The following is a 19453-nucleotide window of genomic DNA, read 5'->3' on the forward strand; positions in this document are numbered from 1 at the left end:
AACGCCCGGTCCCATTCCGAACCCGGAAGCTAAGCTTGACAGCGCCGATGGTACTGCAACCGAAGGGTTGTGGGAGAGTAGGACACCGCCGAACTTACGTGAGTGAAGGGCCCGGCCCGGTCGAGAACCCAGGTTCTCCCGGCCGGGCCCTTTTCTTTATGTCTAGACACGGGTGTGTCGTCCCCGCAATCACAGGTGTCGACCCTCCAATCACGCGTGTCGACTCTTCGATCACGTGTCGACCTCCTGATCACAGGCGCCGGCGCGCTGGTCACCAGTGCCGGCGCTCGGATCACACGAGCCGGAACCCGCGATCACGGGTACAGGCCCGCTGGGGTCACGTGTCGACTCTCTGATCAGGCGTGCCTCCCGTTCAGCCACGAGCTGGCTTCCCCATCCCGCGAGCCGACCCTCCAGGTACGCGAGCCGACCGTCTGGGTACGTGAGCTGGCCGGCCAAGGTTCGCGAGTTCCGGCCTCAGTCGCGCGAGTCGCGACCCGGACCACGCGGAACCCGGCCGGAACCACACGGGTCGCGGCCGGATCACGCGAGTTCCGGCGCTGGTCACGCGAAATCCGCGCCCCCAGTCCGGAGCGATGCCCGCCCACTCACGAGTGATGCCCCCGGATCACGCGAGATGCCTCCCCGGACACACGCGATGCCTCACCCGAGATCCGGCCGTCCCCGCCGAGCCAGCGGGCGTCGGCGCAATGGTGACGACAACACCAGGGACGTCGTCGTCTCCCCGTACCTCTGCACCTTCTCGACCAGCTCCTCCAGCTCCGCCGTGTTCCGGCACAGCACCCGCAGGATCCAGCACTCGTCACCCGTGACGTGGTCCGCGGCGATGACCTCCGGCAGGGGCAGCACCGCCGTCCGGAAGCGGGGGGTGTCCAGGCTGCGTACCCGGGCGCGGACCAGTGCCTCGATCGGCAGGCCCAGCTTGGTCGTGTCCACGTTCGCCGCGTAGCCCGTGATCACGCCGCGTTCCTCGAGACGGCGGACCCGTTCCGTCACCGCCGAGCCGGACAGCGATACCCGGCGGCCGAGCTCGGTGAAGCTCAGCCGGCCGTCGGCCTGGAGGAGCTCGATCAGGTGCCAGTCGACGTCGTCGAGGTCCACCGCGATTCTCCCAACCGGACGCAGGCAACACAGCGAAATCCCCGGCTGAACCGGGGGCGAACCCCGATTCTGCCCTGTGTCCGCGACGCCGTGATCAGCAGGATTACGCCTATGACACGCACACTCGCCTTCCCCGCCCCGGCTCCCGCCGACGCCGTCGTCTACTTCGGCGCGGAGCTCGGCTTCGAGGTCGATCCGGACGACCTCGCCCGGGACCTGGACGCCGGCCGCACCGCCGGTTACGTCGTCGTCGAGACCCGCGCTCCCGAGGCGTTCGCCGCCGCGCACATCCCCGGCGCGGTCAACCTGCCCTACCGGGACATGACGCCCGAGAGCACCGCTCACCTCGACCGCGACCTCGTGTACGTCTGCTACTGCGAAAGCAGCAACTGCAACGCCGCCACGAAGGGCGCGCTCAAGCTCGCCGAGCTCGGCTTCCAGGTGAAACGGCTTTCCGGCGGCATCACGAGCTGGATCGCCGCCGGCTACCCCGTCGACAGAACGGACGCCACGGACCAGGCAGCGGGCGGAATTCGCTGCGCCTGCTGACGCACCTACCCTGGAAGACGTGACACGACTGCTCATCATCCAGCCGGACGCCTCCGACCCGCTCGGCGCCCTCGGTGACTGGCTGACCGAGGCCGGCGCGGAGCTCGACGTCCGGCTGCTGCCCGGGCAGGACCTGCCCGCCGATCTCGACGGTTACGCCGGTGTCGTCTGCCTCGGCGGCGGCATGGGCGCGGAGGACGACGCGAAGCACCCGTGGCTCGCCGACGTCCGGCGCCTGCTGGCGAAGGCGGCGTCGAGGCCGCTCCCGACCTTGGGGATCTGCCTCGGCGCCCAGCTGCTGACCGTCGCGACCGGCGGCCGCGTCGAGGTCGGGCGGGACGGGCCCGAGGTCGGCCCGCACCTGGTGTCGAAGAAGGACGCCGCGTGGACCGATCCGCTCTTCGCCGAAATGCCGCTCATGCAGGACGTCCTCCAGTTCCACAACGACGCGATCACCCGGCTCCCGCCGGGCGCCGAGCTGCTCGCCTCCGCTCCGCGCTACCAGCACCAGGCTTTCCGGTTCAACCGGTGTGTCTACGGTGTCCAGTTCCACATCGAGACGACGCCGGAGATCGTCGAGAGCTGGGCCGCGGACGAGCCCGGGATGGCGGAGTTCGCCCGGCCCGGATCACTCGAACACGACAAGTTGATCACGGTGCACGACGACATCGCCGAGACGTGGCGTCCGTTCGCACAGCGGTTCGTCCGATTGGCGTCCGGGGAGCTACAGCCCGCCGTCGAAAGTCAACGCTCGTTACCGCTGGCTTAACGGACAGCGTCACAACCGGCAACGGGCTGTTAACAACCCGCGTCACTCGTCAGGTACCTTGCGGGTAAGTCCCCACAAGGGTGTTCGGAGGTCGGGGTGGACCCCTCGTTGCTGGTCGTGCTCGTTGTCGTCACGGCTCTGGTATTCGATTTCACGAACGGGTTCCACGACACCGCGAACTCGATGGCCACGTCGATCGCGACCGGGGCGCTCAAGCCCCGGGTGGCCGTCGCGATCTCGGCGGTGCTGAACCTGGTCGGCGCGTTCCTGTCGGTCGAGGTCGCCAAGACGATCTCGAGCGGCCTGGTCGACGACACGAAGATCGGCCCGTCGATCGTGTTCGGCGGGCTGATCGGCGCGATCGTCTGGAACCTCGTGACGTGGTTCGTCGGGCTGCCGTCGAGCTCGTCGCACGCGCTGTTCGGCGGCCTGATCGGCGCCACCTGGGTTTCGGCCGGCGCCGACTCGGTCCACTTCGGAAAGATCGTCGAGAAGGTGCTGATCCCGGCGGCCGCGTCGCCGGTGATCGCCGGTGTCGTGGCGATGGCCGCGACGTACCTCGTGTACCGCTTCCTCGTCCGCAACCGGCCGGCCACGCGCGGGTTCAAGGTCGGCCAGATCGTCTCGGCGTCACTGGTCTCGCTGGCCCACGGCACGAACGACGCGCAGAAGACGATGGGCGTGATCACGCTCACGCTCGTCACCGCCGGTAGCCTGCCGCCCGGTGCGGCCCCGCCCGTCTGGGTGATCGTCAGCGCGGCCTGCGCACTGGCCGCGGGCACCTACCTCGGCGGCTGGCGCATCACGCACACCCTGGGCAAGGGCCTGACCGACATCGAGGGCCCGCAGGGCTTCGCCGCCCAGACGAGCTCGGCGCTCGTCATCCTGGTCTCGTCGCGGCTCGGCTTCCCGCTGTCGACGACGCACGTGTGCTCCGGCGGGATCGTCGGCTCCGGCGTCGGCCGCCGCGAGGCGCCCGTCCGCTGGCGGATGGCCGGCCGGATGGTGATCGCCTGGCTGTTCACCTTGCCCGCGGCCGCGATCGTCGGTGCCATCTCCGGCAAGATCGCTTCGCTCGGCAGCGCGGGCACCATCGCCGTCGGTGTGGTCGGGATCGGTGTGGGCGCCGGGATCTGGCTGCTTTCGCGCCGCCATCCCGTCACCGCGCACAGCTTCCAGGTCCCCGAGCCGACGCCCGCCGACACCGAGCCGGGACGCCTCGCCGCCTGAGCCGGAATCGGGCCGCCGTACCGGCTACGGTGGTTCGTGATGGCAGACCGCGCGCGAACGACCGCTTCGGCGGCGAGGTACGGCTTCACCGATGCCCGTGCCGAGGGTCAGTTGCGCGCGGCCGGCTGGTGGGACGACGCCGGCCCGGTCGCCGCCGCGGCCGACGTCCTTTCGGCGTTGTCCCGCGCCGCCGATCCCGACCTCGCGTTGCGGGGGCTGGACCGGATCCGCGAATCCGACGACGCCGAGTGGAGCCGGCTCGAAGAACAGCTCCGCGAGAACCGGACCTTCCGCGGCCGCCTGCTTTCCGTGCTGGGGACGTCGAGCGCGCTGGCCGACTTCCTGTGCGCGAACCCCGCGGAGTGGCACGCGCTCACCGGCAAGAAGAGCACGAACCCCGCCGAGTACCGGGAAGTCCTGCGCGCCGCGCTCGTGCGTGAGGACGGCTCGGTGATCACCGGGCTCGAGGCCGAGCACGTGCTGAAGGTCGCCTATCGCGGCCTGCTGCTCGGCATCGCCGCCGCGGACCTGGGGCACCTCGTCGAGGCCGGGCTCGAGCAACCGCACTACGCCGAGGTCGCCGCGCAGCTGACCGAGCTGGCCGAGGCCGCGCTGGCCGCCGGGCTGGTGGTCGCCGAGGCCGAGGTCGGCTCGTCCGCCGAAGGTTCGCTCGCGATCATCGCGATGGGCAAGTGCGGTGGCCGGGAGCTGAACTACGTCAGTGACGTCGACGTCATCTTCGTCGGCGCCGGCGACCTCGGTGTCGCGACGCGGCTGGCGAGCACGATGATGCGCGTCACCGGGAAGGCGTGTTTCGACGTCGACGCGGCACTGCGCCCGGAAGGCAAGGCCGGCGCGCTCGTCCGCACCCTCGAAGGCCACCAGAGCTACTACCTGAAGTGGGCCAAGACCTGGGAGTTCCAGGCGCTGCTCAAGGCCCGCCCGGTCGCCGGCGACGTCGAGCTCGGGCAGCAGTACGCCGAGATGGTGGCGCCGCTGGTGTGGTCGGCCGCCGACCGGGACAACTTCGTCGCCGAGGTGCAGCAGATGCGGCGCCGCGTCGAAGGGCACGTGCCGTCCGAGCACGCCGAGCGCGAGCTCAAGCTGGGCCGTGGCGGCCTGCGTGACGTCGAGTTCGCGGTGCAGCTGCTGCAGCTCGTGCACGGCCGGGTCGACGACGAGCTGCGGTCACCGTCCACGATGGACGCGCTCGCCGCGCTCGGCGAAGGCGGTTACGTGGGCCGGAAGGACGCTGCCGAGCTGGGCGCGTCGTACGAGTTCCTGCGGATGCTCGAACACCGGCTGCAGCTGCGGCGGCTGCGCCGGACGCACCTGTTCCCCGCGACGTCGGACACCGTCGAGCTGCGGATCCTCGCGCGGGCGAGCGGGATCAAGCCGGCCGGGGGCAAGAGCGAGGGTGAGGCTCTGCTCGCGGAGTTCCGCAAGCACGGCAAGGGCATCCGGCGGCTGCACGAAAAGATCTTCTACCGGCCGCTGCTGCAGTCGGTCGCGAACGTGCCGACCGAGGCGCTGCGCCTGACGACCAAGCAGGCCGCCAGCCGCCTGGCCGCGCTCGGGTACACCGCGCCCGACGGCGCGCTCCAGCACATCAAGGCGCTCACCTCCGGCGTCTCCCGGCGCGCCGCGATCCAGCAGGCGCTGCTGCCCGTGCTGCTCGACCTGCTCGCCGACACCCCGGACCCGGACGGTGGGCTGCTGTCGTACCGGAAGGTTTCCGAGGCACTCGAAGACACGCCCTGGTACCTGCGGGTGCTGCGGGACGAAGGCACGGTCGTCGAACGGCTGGCCACCCTGCTCGGCACGTCGCGGCTGGTGCCCGACCTGCTGGTCCGCGCGCCCGAGGTGCTGCAGCTGCTCGGCGACCCGGCCCGGCTGCTGGGCCGCACGCCGGCCGAGGTGGCGACGTCGCTGCGGGCGGCCGTCCGGCGGCAGCCCGGGTTGAACGCCGCCGTCACGACGGCGCGATCCCTGCGGCGGCACGAGCTGCTGCGCGTCGCGTGCGCGGACCTGCTCGGCCTGCTCGACGTCCCGGCGGTGTGCGCGTCGCTGTCCAGCGTCTGGGTCGCGGTGCTGCAGAGCGCGCTGGCGTCGGCGTTCCGGCAGCGCCAGGCCGAGCTGGGCCGGACGCCCGCGCGGATCGCCGTCATCGGCATGGGCCGGCTGGGCGGCGCCGAACTGGGCTACGGCTCCGACGCCGACGTGCTCTTCGTGTGCGAAGCGGCCGAGGGTGTCTCGGACTCCGACGCGGTGAAGTTCGCGTCGTCGGTCGCGGAGACCGTCCGGAAGATGCTGGGCGCGCCGAGCCCGGACCCGGCGCTGGTCGTCGACGCCGACCTGCGGCCGGAGGGGCGCAGCGGGCCGCTGGTGCGGACGCTCGAGTCGTACCGCGCCTACTACGCGCGCTGGGGTGAGGTGTGGGAGGCGCAGGCGCTGCTGCGTGCCCGGTTCATCGCCGGCGACGACGACCTCGGGCACCGGTTCATCACGATGATCGACCCGATCCGCTACCCCGAGGGCGGCCTCGACGGGACGAAGGCCCGCGAGATCCGGCGGATCAAGGCGCGCGTCGAGACCGAGCGCATGCCCCGCGGAGCCGACCCGACCCGCCACACGAAACTCGGCCGCGGCGGCCTCGCCGACGTCGAGTGGACGGTGCAGCTCCTGCAGCTGCAGCACGCCCACGCCGTCCCCGAGCTGCGGACGACGTCCACGCTGGACGCCCTGGCCGTGCTCCCGGGCGCGGGCCTGGCGGAGCAGTCCGAGGCGGACTCGCTGGCCGAGGCGTGGCTGCTGGCGACCCGGGTGCGCAACGCCGGGATGCTGGTGCGCGGCAAGGCCGTCGACGAGGTCCCGAGCTCGGGCCGCGACCTGGTCGCGGTGGCGCGGGTCCTCGGCCAGACCGCGGAGGACGACCCCGGCGAGTTCCTGGACATGTACCGCCGCATCACGCGCCGCGCGCACACGGTGGTGGAGCACCTGTTCTACGAGGCTGATTAAGGTGGGGTGCGTGACCGATCGAGAGCCGTTCCGGACCCGGATCAAGGTCCGCCACTACGAGCTGGACACCCTGGGCCACCTCAACCACGCCGTGTACCACTCGTACGGCGAGGTGTCGCGGCTCGAACTGCTCGAGCAGGCGGGCGCGCTGCACAGCCTGAAGGGCTTCGCGGCGGTGCTGCTGGAGTCCCACATCGTGTTCCGCCGGGAGATCCGCGCGAGCGAAGAGCTCGACGTGACGTGCGACGCGAAGTTCGGCAGCGGCAAGACGTTCTCGATGAACACGAACATCTACAAGGCCGACGGCACGCTCGCCGCGGAGATCACCTGCACGCTGGGCTTGATGGACCTCGAACGCCGGAAGCTGGTGGCGGACCCGCGTGGCCGGTTCGCCGAGGCGGGCGCGGACCTCAAGTTGCTGTCCACCGCGGAAGGCGACTGACCGCTCAGGAGCAGCAGCCTTCGGCCCGCTCGGTCCGCGAGTCGGCCTTGACGGTGTAGACCTCCCACGGTTCCTGGCCGGGGCCATGCACCCACACCTTGTCCTGCACGGCGTAGCAGCACGTGGTGTTGTCCTCGGTCAGCGTCTCCAGGCCTTCGCCGGTGAGGCGCTTGCCGGCTTCGCTGACCTGCTCGGTCGACTCGACCTCGACACCGAGGTGGTCCATGACGGTCGGCTGGCCGGGCTCGCCCTCCAGGAGCACGAGCTTGAGCGCGGGCTCGGTGATCGCGAAGTTGGCGTAGCCGGGCCGGAGCTTGGCCGGCTCGGTGCCGAACAGCTTCGAGTAGAAGGCGATCGAGCCTTCGAGGTCCCCGACCCGCAGTGCGAGCTGTACCCGTGACATCGCTGTCCTCCTTGAATAGATGTTCGTCAAAACAGAAGATTGCTCCCTGTGTAGACGTCTGTCAACATAGACGTATGTCGAATCAGCAGGACGTCTGCTGCTCGCCGCTCGCCGGTGAGCCGCTGACGGAGCCGCAGGCCGTGGAGCTGTCGAAGCTGTTCAAGGCCCTGGCCGACCCGGTGCGGTTGCGGCTGCTGTCGCTGATCGCCTCCCACACCGGCGGCGAGGCGTGCGTGTGCGACCTGACCGACGCGTTCGACCTGACCGGCCCGACCATCTCGCACCACCTGAAGGTGCTGCGCGAGTCCGGCCTGATCACCGGCGAACGCCGCGGGACCTGGGTGTACTACCGCGTCCACCCGGAGGTGCTGGCCCGGCTGTCGGAGGTGCTGGTCCCCGGACCCGCCTGACCCGGACACAAAGAACGGGACGGCGGCCGGGGCTTTCCCCTCGGCCGCCGTCCCGTGTCCAGGAGGCCGTCAGCTGACGGCCCGGCGAGCGTCGATCACACGTCGTAGTACAGAGCGAACTCGTACGGGTGCGGGCGCAGGCGCAGCGGGTCGATCTCGTTCTCGCGCTTGTACGAAACCCACGTCTCGATCACGTCCGGCGTGAACACGCCACCCTCGAGCAGGTAGTCGTGGTCGGCTTCCAGCGTGTCGAGGACCGTGCCCAGGTCGCCCGGGACCAGCTTGACGTTCTTGGCCTCCTCGGGCGGCAGCTCGTAGAGGTCCTTGTCGATCGGGTCCGCCGGCTCGATCTTGTTCTTGATGCCGTCGAGCCCGGCCATCATCATCGCCGAGAACGCCAGGTACGGGTTGCCCGAGGAGTCCGGGCAGCGGAACTCGGCGCGCTTGGCCTTCGGGTTGTTGCCCGTGATCGGGATGCGGACGCACGCCGAGCGGTTGCGCTGCGAGTACACCAGCGAAACCGGGGCCTCGAAGCCCGGGACCAGGCGGTGGTAGGAGTTCACCGTCGGGTTCGTGAAGGCCAGCAGGCTCGGGGCGTGCTTGAGCAGGCCGCCGATGTAGTGGCGCGCCGTGTCGGACAGGCCCGCGTAACCGGACTCGTCGTGGAACAGCGGCGTGCCGTCCTTCCACAGCGACTGGTGGCAGTGCATGCCCGAGCCGTTGTCGCCGGCGAGCGGCTTCGGCATGAACGTCGCGGTCTTGCCCGCGGCGAACACGGTGTTCTTCACGATGTACTTGAACAGCTGCAGGTCGTCCGCAGCGTGCAGCAGCGTGTTGAACTTGTAGTTGATCTCGGTCTGGCCGGCGGTGCCCACCTCGTGGTGCGCGCGCTCGATCTCGAAACCGGAGCCCGTCAGGTTGCGGACGATGTCGTCGCGCAGGTCGGCGAAGTGGTCGACCGGCGGGACGGGGAAGTAGCCACCCTTGAACTTCGTCTTGTAACCCTGGTTGCCACCGACCTCTTCGGTACCGGTGTTCCACCAGCCCTCGACGGAGTCGATCTCGTGGAACGAGGCGTGCTCGGCGGAGTCGAAGCGGACCGAGTCGAAGATGTAGAACTCGGCTTCGGGGCCGAAGTACACGTTGTCGGCGACGCCGTACTCCGCGATGTACTGCTCGGCCTTGCGCGCGATGTTGCGCGGGTCGCGGCTGTACGCCTCACGGGTGAACGGGTCGTGCACGAAGAAGTTCAGCGAGAGCGTCTTCGCCTTGCGGAACGGGTCGATGCGCGCCGTCTCGGGGTCCGGCAGCAGCAGCATGTCCGATTCGTGGATCGACTGGAAACCGCGCACCGAGGAGCCGTCGAACGCGAGTCCCTCTTCGTAGGCCTCTTCGGTGAAGGCCTTGGCGGGGACCGTGAAGTGCTGCATCACGCCGGGCAGGTCACAGAACCTGACGTCGACTACCTCGACGTCTTCGTCCGTGATGAGGCGCTGGATGTCGTCTGGAGTAGTGGGCACCCTCGGTGACTCCTTCTCGTTCGAGCTCGTGCGGCAGTGCTCTCTTCGGCTCACGCTAAAAGCGCGGTGTTGCCCGACCGTCACCCGTATGTTTCGCCGGTGTTAACGGAGGGTCGATATCGGGTATCCGACCAGGTCGGATGTGCTCTGCGCCACCGGCATACCCTGGACGGGTGGCGAGATGGACCGGCGAATGGCTGCCCGGCACCGGCGACGGTGCACAGAGTACCGATCAGGGTGGATCACGCTGGCCGGGTGAACGGCTCGGCCTGCCCGAGGCCGGCGTCGGCTCGGCGGCGAGCGGCGGGTCCCGCCTGCTCGGGCTGCTCGTCGACCTCGTGGTCGCGGCACTGGTCACGGCCATCTTCGTGCACCCGGACCTGCAGGACCCGGTCGCCATGCAGAACTTCAACCTGTGGTCCGGCGGCGTCTGGGCGGTCATCTCCGTCGTGTCCGCCGGCTTCTTCGGCTTCACCCCCGGGATGGGCGTGGTCGGCGTCCGCGTCGCGCGGCTCGACGGCGGCACGCTGGTCGGCCCGCTGCGGGCCCTGGTGCGGGCGGTGCTGACGTTCGTGCTCATCCCGGCCGCGGTCCGCAACGCCGACGGCCGCAGCTGGCTCGACCGGCTGACCGGCACCGTCGTCATCCGGCTGCGCTGAGCGCCCCGCGTACGAGAAAGGCCCCGTCCACCGGACGGGGCCTCTTCTCGTCTGTGCGGGTCAGCGGCGGCGGATCGTGCGCTGGACGTTGCGCATCTTCGCGCCGGCGGGCATCGGGCCCTTCGGCATCGCGGCGCCGCGGTTGCCGAGTGCGGCCAGCTTCGCCTCGAGGGCGTCGACCTGGGCCGGCTTGAGGTTGCGCGGCAGCTTCATGAGGAAGCCCTGCAGCTTCTTCAGCGGGATCTGGCCCTCTTCGTGGCCGATCGTCACGTCGTAGATCGGGGTGTCGCCGATCAGCCGGGAGACACGCTTCTTCTCCTGGGCGAGCAGGGTCTTCACGCGGTGCTGCGCGCCTTCGGCGACGAGCACCACGCCCGGGCCGCCGAGCACGCGGTGCACGGCGTCGAGCTGGGTCGTCGCGGCGACGGTCGGCGTCACCTTCCACTTGCCGCGGAGGTTCTCCAGCGCCCACGCCGCGGCGCCGGGCTGGCCGTCGGCCTTCGAGTAGACCGTCTTCTGGACGCGCCGGCCGAAGATGATCATGGCGAGGAGCGCGCCGAGGATGATGCCCAGGGGGAGCAGCACCCACTGGGAGTCGAAGAAGAAGCCGATCCCGAAGGCCACACCCGCGACGACGACGATCGAGCCGACCATCCAGGGGATGAGCCAAGGGTCTTCCTTGCGCTGCATCTTGAAGGCCTCGAAGAGCTGGCCACGCCGGGCCTTGCTCGCCGCGCGCTTCTCCTTCTTGGCCTGCTTGGCCGCTTCCTTGTCCTGCTGTCCCGCCATATGACCAGGATACGGCCGCGTGCCCCTGCCCGGATTCCCCGTCCCCCTCTGCGAGGATGCGGGACGTGACTGGCGTACTTTCCCCGAAGAGCCGCACCCGTCTGCTCGATGGTCTCGACCCCGAGCAGCGCGCCGCCGCCAGTGCCCCGAGGGGGCCGGTCTGCGTCCTCGCCGGCGCCGGCACGGGCAAGACCCGCACGATCACCCACCGCATCGCCCACCTGGTCATGTCCGGGCACGTTTCCGCAGGTCAGGTGCTTGCCGTCACGTTCACGACGCGGGCCGCGGGGGAGATGCGCGCCCGGCTGCGCGGCCTCGGCGTCGACGCCGCGCAGGCCCTGACGTTCCACGCCGCCGCCCGCCGCCAGCTGCGGTACTTCTGGCCGCGCGTGGTCGGCGACCGGCCGTGGGACCTGCTCGAGAACAAGTTCCGCTACGTCGGCCAGGCCGCGACCCGGGCCAAGCTCGGCACCGAGACCGAGGTCCTGCGCGACCTGGCGAGCGAGATCGAGTGGGCGAAGGCGTCGCTGATCACCCCGGACGACTACCCGGCCGTCACCGCGCGCCTCCAGCGGGACATCCCGGCCCCCGCTCCGCAGGTCGCCGAGGTCTACCGCAACTACGAGCAGCTGAAGACGGCCGCGCAGGTGCTCGACTTCGACGACCTGCTGCTGCACACGACGGCGGTGCTCGAGGAGCACGGCGTCGTGGCCGAGGAGTTCCGCGACCGCTACCGCTGTTTCGTCGTCGACGAGTACCAGGACGTCACGCCGCTGCAGCAGCGCCTGCTCGACGCGTGGCTCGGCGGCCGCGACGACCTGACAGTGGTCGGCGACGCCAACCAGACCATCTACTCCTTCGGCGGCGCGTCGCCGAAGTCGCTGCTCGAGTTCACGCGGCGCTTCCCGGAGGCGACCGTCGTCCGGCTCGAGCGCGACTACCGGTCGACGCCCGAGGTCGTCTCGCTGGCGAACCAGGTGATCGGCGCCGCGCGCGGCCGTCCCGCCGGTTCGCGGCTGAAGCTGATCGGCCAGCGCCCGCCGGGCCCGCAGCCGCGGTTCGCCGAGTTCGACGACGAGTCCGTCGAGGCCGGCGCCGTCGCGCGGCGCGTGCGTGAGCTGCTCGACGGCGGTGTCGCGGCGAGCGAGATCGCCGTGCTCTACCGCGTCAACGCCCAGTCCGAGGCCTACGAGTCGGCGCTGGCCGAGGCCGGCATCCCGTACCTGGTCCGCGGCGGCGAGCGGTTCTTCAACCGGACCGAGGTCCGGCAGGCGATGTCCGCGCTGCGCGCCGCGAGCGGCGACGGCAGCTCCGACCTGGTCACGACGGTGCGTTCGGTGCTCTCCCGCGTCGGCCTCACCGAGTCGCCGCCCGCCGGCGGCGCGGCGAAGGAGCGGTGGGACGCGCTCCTGGCGATCGTCGAACTGGCCGAGGAGCTCGCCTCGACGGTGGCCGACGCGGACCTGCCGCGCTTCAACACCGAGCTGGACCAGCGCGCGGCGGCGCAGCACCCGCCGACCGTCGAGGGCGTGACGCTCGCGTCGCTGCACGCGGCGAAGGGCCTCGAGTGGGACGCGGTGTTCCTCGTCGGCCTGGCCGAGGGCACGATGCCGATCATGCACGCCGACGGCGACGAGGCGTCGATCGAGGAAGAGCGGCGGCTGTTCTACGTCGGTGTCACCCGGGCGCGTGAGCACCTGTGGCTGTCGTGGGCGCTGGCCCGCACGCCGGGAGCGCGCCGCAACCGGCGGCGCAGCCGGTTCCTCTACGGCCTGATCCCGGAGGACCACCCGGCGGCCCGGGCCGCGCGGTCGCAGCAGAAGCCGGCGGCGCCGGTGAAGACGCGCTGCCGGGTGTGCGGCGGCCCGCTGCTGGAGACCCTCGACATCAAGCTCGGCCGCTGCGGCCGCTGCCCGTCGTCGGTGGACGAGAACCTGTTGGAGCGGTTGAAGTCCTGGCGCGCCGACCGCGCCAGGGAGCTCAAGGTGCCGCCGTTCGTCGTGTTCACGGACGCGACGCTGATGGCCGTCGCCGAGCAGCGCCCGCTCGACGAAGCGGCGCTGGTGTCGATCTCCGGGATCGGCGCGACCAAGCTCGAACGCTTCGGCACCGAGATCCTCGGCGTCGTCCGCGCGTCGGCGGAGTCCTGAAGGTCCGGAAGGTCCTGACGATCTTGATGTGGTCTTGACCGCGTCGGGACCATGATCCACGCGGCGAACCCGCTGCTCAGGGGCGATCTTCGTAACTTCGAGGATTTTCCCGTAATTAAGTTGCCCCGGTGTGGTGAGGGGCAATAACCTGCCAGTACCGAGCCGGAACGGCTCGGGCTGGGGATCCACGTGAGTGCCGCTCTGCGGCCACGTGTGCAGAGTACAGACGAAGGAGGTGCCGGTGAAATGACCATCAATCTGACGCTCACGAACCCGGGCACCCGTCTGTCCTGCGCCGCGGAAGTTGCGGCCGCTTCGCGCCCGGGCACCGGTGTGCCCGTGAGCGCGCACGGGATCCGTGGCACGCGCCGCGTCATGCGGCAGTGGGCCACCGGCGATGTCGTCGCCTTCGGGAACGAGGGCGTTATCGCCGCGTACCCGCAGGCTGATCTGCCGACCATCAAGCAGTTCCGTGTTCCGTTGTCGATACGGGAGCGAAGTTCCTGACCCAGTCAGGACACTGAGGCTCACGAAGGCCGCGGAACCGGAAAACCCGGATCCGCGGCCTTCGTGTTTTTGGCTGCACAACCCAAGAGGAACAGCTTTGCCCAGCCCCATGTCTCAAACCGAAACCCGTACGACACAAGGAGGAACTCACATGTCTTCGGCCATCGCCTACACCGCGGGTGAGGCAATATTCGCCGACCTGCTCGACCCCGTCACCGTCCCGGACGTGGCTCTGCCCTGCCGCTCGGGCGACGCGGACCTCTGGTTCGCCGAGTCCCCGGCCGAGCTCGAGCGCGCCAAGGCGTCCTGCGCCGACTGCCCGGTTCGCGAGGCCTGCCTGGCCGGCGCACTGGCCCGGCGTGAGCCGTGGGGCGTCTGGGGTGGCGAGATCTTCGAGCGCGGTGTCGTGATCGCGCGCAAGCGGCCCCGTGGCCGTCCCCGCAAGAACGCCACCGTCGAGCCCGTCGCCGCCAAGAGCGGCGACCACCGGAGCGCCGCCGCATGAGCGTCGAACCGGTCACCACGAGGGATCACGAAGCACGCACGCGCGTGCAACTGCAGCTGACGAAGACCGAGATCGAGGAGATCAGCGAGATGTTGCTTTACGAAGAACTGTCCAGGGCCCGAATACGGGATCTGGAGGAAGGGGTCCGCGCCCAGCGGGCCCGAGGTAGCGCCCGTGCCGTCCGCCGGTGGAGCCGAGTAGCCCGATGGGCGGCTCAGCGAGCGGAGCGGTACCAGGACCAGAGCTGAGCGCAGGCCCCTGCCGCCTTCGGGTGGCAGGGGCTTTCGTGCTGGGTTTCCGCTGGTCGGGTGGCGGTGTTGAATGGGGTGATGTCCGTACACACCCACGACGACATCGACTGGGCGGATCGGCTCGCCCAGCTGCGCATGGCCGATGCTCTCGACGCCGAAGCGCTCGCGCCCGTCGCGCGGCGGCTCCTTTCCGGGTCGGCCGGGCGGCCGACCGTGGTCGACGTCGGGTGCGGGGCCGGTGGGATGAGCGTGCACTTCGCGCGTGAACTCGACGGCGGCACCATCGTGCTGCTCGACGCCACGCCCGCGTTGCTCGCCGAAGCGCAGCGGGCCGTGGGCGCGGTCGCCGGCGAGCGCGTCGAGGTCGTCGGCGTGCACGGTGACCTCGCCGACCCGCGTCTGGCCGACCGGCTGCCCGCCGCCGACCTGGTGTGGGCGTCCGGCGTGGTGCACCACGTCGGTGATCAGCAGGCCGCGCTGCGGACCTTGGCCGGGTTGCTGCGGCCCGGTGCGGTGCTCGCCATTTCCGAAGGCGGGCTCGAAATGCGTTGCCTCCCTTGGGATCTCGGGATCGGACGGCCCGGTCTCGAGCAACGGCTGCTCGCCGCGCGGGCCGAGTGGTTCGCCGGGATGCGTGCCGGGATCGCCGGCAGCGTCGCCCTGCCCTACGGCTGGCCGCGCGCGCTTCGCGAGGCCGGGCTGGAGGACGTCGAGTCGTTCGGCGCGCTCATCGACCACCCGATGCCCGGCTCGGACCTGCTGCGCGAGTACGTGGTGCACCGCGTCGGCTGGCTCGCCGAGTCGGTGGGGGACCGGCTCGACTCCGACGACCGCGCGACGGTTGCCGCGCTCGTCGATCCGGACGGTCCCGCCTTCCTCGGCCACCGTGCCGACCTGTACCTGTTCGGCGCCAAGGCGATCCACAGTGGACGGTCGCGGTGAGCGCGCCCGAACCCGTCGGGTGCACACGCTGCGGGCGCACCCGCAGCCCGGACGAGGACCCGGCTACGGCGCTCGCCTGGGTGTCCACCCGCGAGCGCGGCACCGTGCGGTGGCTGTGCCCGGACTGCGCGCGGCAGCACGTGCGAGACATCGAGGGCAAGCTGCCGGACGAGTACTGGTGAGGTCGCTGCCTGGTGTCGGGTAGCCGTGTCGAACTCCCGGACTCGGAGCTGCGGCTCGCCGCCTGCCGACGCGGGTCATGCCGCGCCGCCGATCGAGGGCAGAGCAGCGTCCGAACTCAGGGCGAAGGGGATCCCGGTGCCGCTTGCTGACACCGGTCATGGCGCGCCCGATCGAGGGCAGGGCAGCGTGCGGACTCGGGGGCGAAGGGGGATCTCGGCGCCGTTCGCTGACACTGGTCATGGCGCGCCTCCGATCGAGGGCAGGGCTGCGTGCGGACTCGGGACGAGCGGGATCCGGCGCCGCTCGTTGACACCGGTCACGGCGTGCCCCCGATCGAGGCCGGTGGCAGCGTCCGGACTCGGAGCCGCGGGCTCGCCGCCTGCCGGCACCGGTCGTGCCGCGCCGATCGAGGGCGGGGTCGATGTCCGGTGTCGGAGTCGAGGGGTGATTCCGGCGGGGCGCGGCTCGCCGCCTACTGACACCGGTCATGCCGCGCCTCCGATCGAGGGCAGGGGCAGGGTCCGAACCCGGGGGCGAGGTGTCCGGGCCGCGTCGCCGTAGGCCTGGACCAGCTCCTTGGCCACGTCGCGGGGGACCTTGCGCAGCTGGTGGACCGTGCAGCGGACCAGGACGATGCCCGTCGCCGCCAGAGCCAGGTGTGAGAAGCCACCTCCGGTGCCTGGGCCGCAGCGGTACTGCCAGGCCAGGCCGATCTCGTCCCACCACGCGTCGGCCTCGCCGATGCGGCGACCGCGGCGGTCGCAGATCGTGACGTCCCAGGCCGGCGGCGGGAGCAGCGCCGCGTCGAGGACCCGCGTCGCCAGGCCGTGGGCCCGGATCGGGCCCTCGTCGAGGCGGCGCAGCACCTTCCGAACCGCCGACGAACCGCGCTGGGGACCCGCCTCGAGCTCGGCCAGCAGCTGCTGCCGGTCGCACAGGCCCCAGTAGAGCGGCAGTGTCAGCAGCTGCCGGATCCGTGCCGGGTCGGACTCCGCCCTCGCCAGGTCGAGCGCCGCGCGGGCCGGCGGGGCGAACGGCAGGCCGTCCACCAGCACCGGGTCCGGCATCCGGGACGTCCGGGTCGCGCGGATCCCCGACCTGGCCGTGACGCGGCAGAAGTCGGGCACCAGCAGCTCGATCTCGCCCACCGCCGGGCACTTCACGCCGTGGGCCCGCAGGGCGTCGGCGCCGGTGATCACCACCTTCGACCCGTACCGCACGATCGCGGCGTGCAACAGGTTCTGCCGGGTCGGGGTGGTGTTGCGCAGCAGGACGACACCGGGGTGCAAGCGGCGCCACGGCCCGCCGGGGCCGCAGAGCCGCCGGGTTCTTCGATCGGACACCCCGGCCCTGCGTAGCTGTTCGAGGTTCATCACCTCGCACGTGTCGGGATTACCGAGGGCGAGTGGATCGGTGCGATGAGTAGCGGTCATGAACCGAGCATGACCGCTGCGCCAACCGGGTGGAACCCCGTTTCCCGCAGCTGTGGACAACTCGCCCGGAATCCACCGCTGGCGGCCCGGCCTGTGGACAACTCAGGCGGCGAAACCGGGCTGCCAGCGCTCCACGATGGCTCGCGCCGGAATCTCGGCGTCGAGCTGGCAGAGGATTCCGGTCGAGCCCGCCGTGACCCGGTGGATCATCAGGTACTCGGGCGGCAGGTTGAGCGAGCGTCCCACGCGGAAGTCGTTGCCGCGGCTGTCGCCGACCCGCCAGGCCTGCCGCTGCATCCACTTGCGCGTGAAGTGGAACATCGGCTCGGCCAGGGGCTCGGTGAACGGCGCCAGGTAGGCGAGCACCTCGTCCGCGGACAGGTCGCTGTCCGGCCGGATGAACCGGTTCTCCCGCAGCAGGCGCATCAGGTCGGCGGACTCGCCGTCGAGGGCCAGCCGGGTCATCTCGCCCAGGTGGCGGGGGATGCCCTCGGGCAGGCGCGCCACGCCGCCGAAGTCGATGACGCACAGCCGCTCGTCGGGGGTGATCATGAAGTTGCCCGGGTGCGGGTCCGAGTGCAGCAGGTGGACGCGCTCGGGGGAGGAGTAGTGGAACTCCGCCAGCAGCCGGCCGGCCAGGTTCCGCGTCTCGCGGTCGCCGTCGGCGATCACCTTCGACAGCGGTGTGCCGCTGACCCACTCCGTCACGACGACCTTCGGCGCGCTGGCCACGACGCGCGGCACCAGGATGCCGGGGTCGCCCTCGAACGCCTTCGCGAAGGCCCGCTGGTGCTGTGCCTCGGACTGGTAGTCGAGCTCTTCGTTCATCCGCGCGGCGAGCTCGGCCAGCAGCGGCTTGACCTCGGTGCCGGGCACGAACGCCTGGAACAGCCTGCTGAACCGCTGCAGCTGCCGCAGGTCGCTGCGCAGCGCCTCGTCGGCCCCCGGGTACTGGACCTTGACCGCGACCTCGCGGCCGTCGTGCCAGACCGCGCGGTGCACCTGGCCGATGCTCGCGGCCGCCGCCGGCTGGTCGTCGAACGAGGTGAACCGGCCGGCCCAGCCACGGCCGAGCTGCTCGGCGAGGACCCGGTGGGTCTGCCGGGCCGCCATCGGCGGCGCCGCGGCCTGCAGCTTCGTCAGCGCTTCGCGGTAGGGCTTCGCCATGTCGTCCGGCACCGCGGCCTCGAACACGCTCAGCGCCTGGCCGAACTTCATCGCCCCGCCCTTGAGCGTGCCGAGCACCTCGAACAACTGCTCGGCGGCCTTCGCCGAGAGCGTGGCGTTCACCTGCTCCGCGCTCTGGCCCGCGAGCCGCTTGCCCCAGCCGCCCACCGCCCGCCCGGCGATCCCGAGCGGGAGGCTGGCGAGCTTGGCGGTGCGGGCCGCACCCTTGCTCGGCATCGCGGTGTCACGATCGGCGGCGTCGCGGAAGTCGGTCACCTCGTCGATTCTGCCTTGCGCGCACGGCCACGCGCAGCCTGCTCGCGGCGTCTTAGTGGCCTACGTCTCCTGCGGTAGGGGCGGCGGACCACACCCGCACCTCGGGTGCGGCGGCCAGCCGCGGTGGCGGATACGGCCGTCGAAGGCGTCGATCTCGAGGGTTGCGTTCCACGGCGGCGGCGCCAGCTCGTTCGGCGAGAGCAGCCGCATGGCCTGCGCGACGGCCAGCGACGCGCACGCCTGGACCGCGCCGAGGTCCGGCCGCTGGTGCCGCCCGGCGAGCTGGCCGGCGACGCGCGGCCAGCACGGGTCGAGGTCGGTCCGGTGCAGGTCAGCGCAGCGCAGGCACGAACTGCGGCCCGGCACCACCAGCGGCCCGACGATGCCGGTCCCGTCGCGCACCCGGACCGCCAGGTGCGGGACGCCGTCCTCCATCAGCTCGGCGACGACCTCCGGCGCGGGCACGATCGCGTCGGTGAGCAGCACCAGGTCGGGGTACCGGTCGTGGAGCCGGGTGACGCGGACCCGCGGGTCGACCCGGCGGAGCAGCTCGCCGACGACCTGGCCCCGGGGACGGCCCAGATCCGCGTCGGTGAAGCCGGTGCCGATGTCGTGCTCGGTCACCACGCCGGGCAGCCGCGGCTCGACGTGCCCGATCCCGGCGTTGGCCAGCAGCACGGCGACGGCGACCGCCAGGCGGCCGTCACCGTGCACGGAGATCGCCGTCGCGCGCCGCCGGTCGGTCAGCGCGGTCTGGTGGTGGCGGGCCCGCAGCGACCACATGCCGGTTTCGCCGCGGGGACCGGCGGCGCCGGGCGGGCCGGCCTCGGTGACCAGGCCGAGGGCGGTCAGCTGGAGCAGGAGCGTGCGCAGCTGATCACCGTGTTCGCTCTCGGCGAGCAAGACCCGCTCGACGGGGTGCTTGCCGTCGAGCAGGCGCAACCGCGTGACGAGGCTCGCGGGCAGGCCTTCGATGGCCACGCCGTGGCGCGGGTCGAGGCCGATCTGGATCTCGTCCGGGCCGCGTTCGAGCACCGTCAGGCCCGGGAGCAGGGCGGGAAAGGCGGGCAGCAGCACCGGTGGCATGTCCGCGGTCGAGAGGAGCATGTCCGCAGGATCGCACCCGGC

General features: G+C 71.2%; 20 protein-coding genes and 1 rRNA gene. 14 read left to right on the plus strand and 7 right to left on the minus strand.

Going from position 1 to position 19453, the window contains the following annotated elements; translation table 11 throughout:
- A 5S ribosomal RNA gene (gene rrf / locus ACIOD2_RS21335) occupies positions 1–94 on the plus strand; the annotation flags it as partial.
- Positions 95–663: 569 nt separating this feature from the next.
- Here the strand turns inward: rrf and ACIOD2_RS21340 are convergent.
- Positions 664–1122 (minus strand): Lrp/AsnC family transcriptional regulator, encoded by a 459-nt coding sequence (locus tag ACIOD2_RS21340; protein ID WP_400540456.1) that lies wholly within the window; start codon positions 1120–1122, stop codon positions 664–666.
- Between the two features lie 111 nt (positions 1123–1233).
- On the opposite strand from ACIOD2_RS21340, the gene ACIOD2_RS21345 reads away from it, so the two are divergent.
- The 5 genes from ACIOD2_RS21345 to ACIOD2_RS21365 all read left to right on the plus strand — a co-directional run bounded on the left by ACIOD2_RS21345 (position 1234) and on the right by ACIOD2_RS21365 (position 7130).
- Entirely contained in the window at positions 1234–1671 is a 438-nt protein-coding gene (locus ACIOD2_RS21345) for a rhodanese-like domain-containing protein (RefSeq protein WP_400540458.1), read from the plus strand.
- Positions 1672–1690: 19 nt separating this feature from the next.
- The gene (locus ACIOD2_RS21350; protein ID WP_400540460.1) at positions 1691–2440 is read left to right on the plus strand and encodes a type 1 glutamine amidotransferase; all 750 of its coding nucleotides are present in this window, start codon (positions 1691–1693) and stop codon (positions 2438–2440) included.
- A gap of 96 nt (positions 2441–2536) precedes the next feature.
- Positions 2537–3670, plus strand: a complete 1134-nt coding sequence (locus ACIOD2_RS21355; protein WP_400540462.1) for an anion permease — start codon at positions 2537–2539, stop codon at positions 3668–3670.
- A 39-nt stretch (positions 3671–3709) separates the two neighbouring features.
- Positions 3710–6688, plus strand: coding sequence for a bifunctional [glutamine synthetase] adenylyltransferase/[glutamine synthetase]-adenylyl-L-tyrosine phosphorylase (locus tag ACIOD2_RS21360; protein WP_400540464.1), 2979 nt, complete (start codon positions 3710–3712; stop codon positions 6686–6688).
- Positions 6689–6698: 10 nt separating this feature from the next.
- A complete protein-coding gene (locus ACIOD2_RS21365) occupies positions 6699–7130 on the plus strand; it encodes an acyl-CoA thioesterase (RefSeq protein WP_400540466.1) in 432 nt (143 codons plus the stop codon).
- 4 nt (positions 7131–7134) lie between these two features.
- Here ACIOD2_RS21365 and ACIOD2_RS21370 read toward each other — a convergent pair whose 3' ends face one another.
- The gene (locus ACIOD2_RS21370; RefSeq protein WP_400540469.1) at positions 7135–7533 is read right to left on the minus strand and encodes an ArsI/CadI family heavy metal resistance metalloenzyme; all 399 of its coding nucleotides are present in this window, start codon (positions 7531–7533) and stop codon (positions 7135–7137) included.
- Between the two features lie 74 nt (positions 7534–7607).
- Between ACIOD2_RS21370 and ACIOD2_RS21375 the strand changes: the two genes are divergently transcribed.
- Positions 7608–7943: a metalloregulator ArsR/SmtB family transcription factor gene (locus ACIOD2_RS21375; RefSeq protein WP_400540472.1), complete on the plus strand. Its 336-nt coding sequence runs from the start codon at positions 7608–7610 to the stop codon at positions 7941–7943.
- Between the two features lie 95 nt (positions 7944–8038).
- Here ACIOD2_RS21375 and glnA read toward each other — a convergent pair whose 3' ends face one another.
- Positions 8039–9463 (minus strand): type I glutamate--ammonia ligase, encoded by a 1425-nt coding sequence (glnA, locus tag ACIOD2_RS21380; RefSeq protein WP_400540475.1) that lies wholly within the window; start codon positions 9461–9463, stop codon positions 8039–8041.
- Between the two features lie 173 nt (positions 9464–9636).
- Between glnA and ACIOD2_RS21385 the strand changes: the two genes are divergently transcribed.
- Positions 9637–10122, plus strand: a complete 486-nt coding sequence (locus ACIOD2_RS21385) for an RDD family protein (protein WP_400540478.1) — start codon at positions 9637–9639, stop codon at positions 10120–10122.
- Between the two features lie 60 nt (positions 10123–10182).
- Here the strand turns inward: ACIOD2_RS21385 and ACIOD2_RS21390 are convergent, their stop codons facing one another.
- Positions 10183–10911: a DUF4191 domain-containing protein gene (locus ACIOD2_RS21390; RefSeq protein WP_326946441.1), complete on the minus strand. Its 729-nt coding sequence runs from the start codon at positions 10909–10911 to the stop codon at positions 10183–10185.
- A gap of 56 nt (positions 10912–10967) precedes the next feature.
- Between ACIOD2_RS21390 and ACIOD2_RS21395 the strand changes: the two genes are divergently transcribed.
- The 6 genes from ACIOD2_RS21395 to ACIOD2_RS21420 all read left to right on the plus strand — a co-directional run bounded on the left by ACIOD2_RS21395 (position 10968) and on the right by ACIOD2_RS21420 (position 15448).
- A complete protein-coding gene (locus ACIOD2_RS21395; RefSeq protein WP_400540482.1) occupies positions 10968–13061 on the plus strand; it encodes an ATP-dependent DNA helicase UvrD2 in 2094 nt (697 codons plus the stop codon).
- 246 nt (positions 13062–13307) lie between these two features.
- Positions 13308–13568: a hypothetical protein gene (locus ACIOD2_RS21400; protein ID WP_400540485.1), complete on the plus strand. Its 261-nt coding sequence runs from the start codon at positions 13308–13310 to the stop codon at positions 13566–13568.
- A 151-nt stretch (positions 13569–13719) separates the two neighbouring features.
- On the plus strand, positions 13720–14073 hold the full coding sequence (locus tag ACIOD2_RS21405; protein ID WP_400540488.1) for a WhiB family transcriptional regulator: 354 nt from the start codon (positions 13720–13722) through the stop codon (positions 14071–14073).
- On the plus strand, positions 14070–14321 hold the full coding sequence (locus tag ACIOD2_RS21410; protein ID WP_400540491.1) for a hypothetical protein: 252 nt from the start codon (positions 14070–14072) through the stop codon (positions 14319–14321). The genes ACIOD2_RS21405 and ACIOD2_RS21410 overlap by 4 nt, the downstream gene beginning before the upstream one ends.
- Before the next feature lie 81 nt (positions 14322–14402).
- Entirely contained in the window at positions 14403–15266 is an 864-nt protein-coding gene (locus tag ACIOD2_RS21415; protein WP_400540494.1) for a class I SAM-dependent methyltransferase, read from the plus strand.
- Positions 15263–15448, plus strand: coding sequence for a hypothetical protein (locus ACIOD2_RS21420; protein ID WP_400540497.1), 186 nt, complete (start codon positions 15263–15265; stop codon positions 15446–15448). Before ACIOD2_RS21415 ends, ACIOD2_RS21420 begins: the two co-directional genes overlap by 4 nt.
- 486 nt (positions 15449–15934) lie before the next feature.
- On the opposite strand, the gene ACIOD2_RS21425 is transcribed toward ACIOD2_RS21420, so the two are convergent.
- The 3 genes from ACIOD2_RS21425 to ACIOD2_RS21435 all read right to left on the minus strand — a co-directional run bounded on the left by ACIOD2_RS21425 (position 15935) and on the right by ACIOD2_RS21435 (position 19432).
- On the minus strand, positions 15935–16822 hold the full coding sequence (locus ACIOD2_RS21425; RefSeq protein WP_400543150.1) for a hypothetical protein: 888 nt from the start codon (positions 16820–16822) through the stop codon (positions 15935–15937).
- 162 nt (positions 16823–16984) lie between these two features.
- Positions 16985–18325, minus strand: coding sequence for an ABC1 kinase family protein (locus ACIOD2_RS21430; RefSeq protein ID WP_400540500.1), 1341 nt, complete (start codon positions 18323–18325; stop codon positions 16985–16987).
- 60 nt (positions 18326–18385) lie between these two features.
- Positions 18386–19432, minus strand: coding sequence for a hypothetical protein (locus tag ACIOD2_RS21435; RefSeq protein ID WP_400540503.1), 1047 nt, complete (start codon positions 19430–19432; stop codon positions 18386–18388).
- Positions 19433–19453 lie beyond the last annotated feature (21 nt).

It is taken from the genome of Amycolatopsis sp. NPDC088138 (assembly GCF_044741685.1).
GTDB lineage: Bacteria > Actinomycetota > Actinomycetes > Mycobacteriales > Pseudonocardiaceae > Amycolatopsis.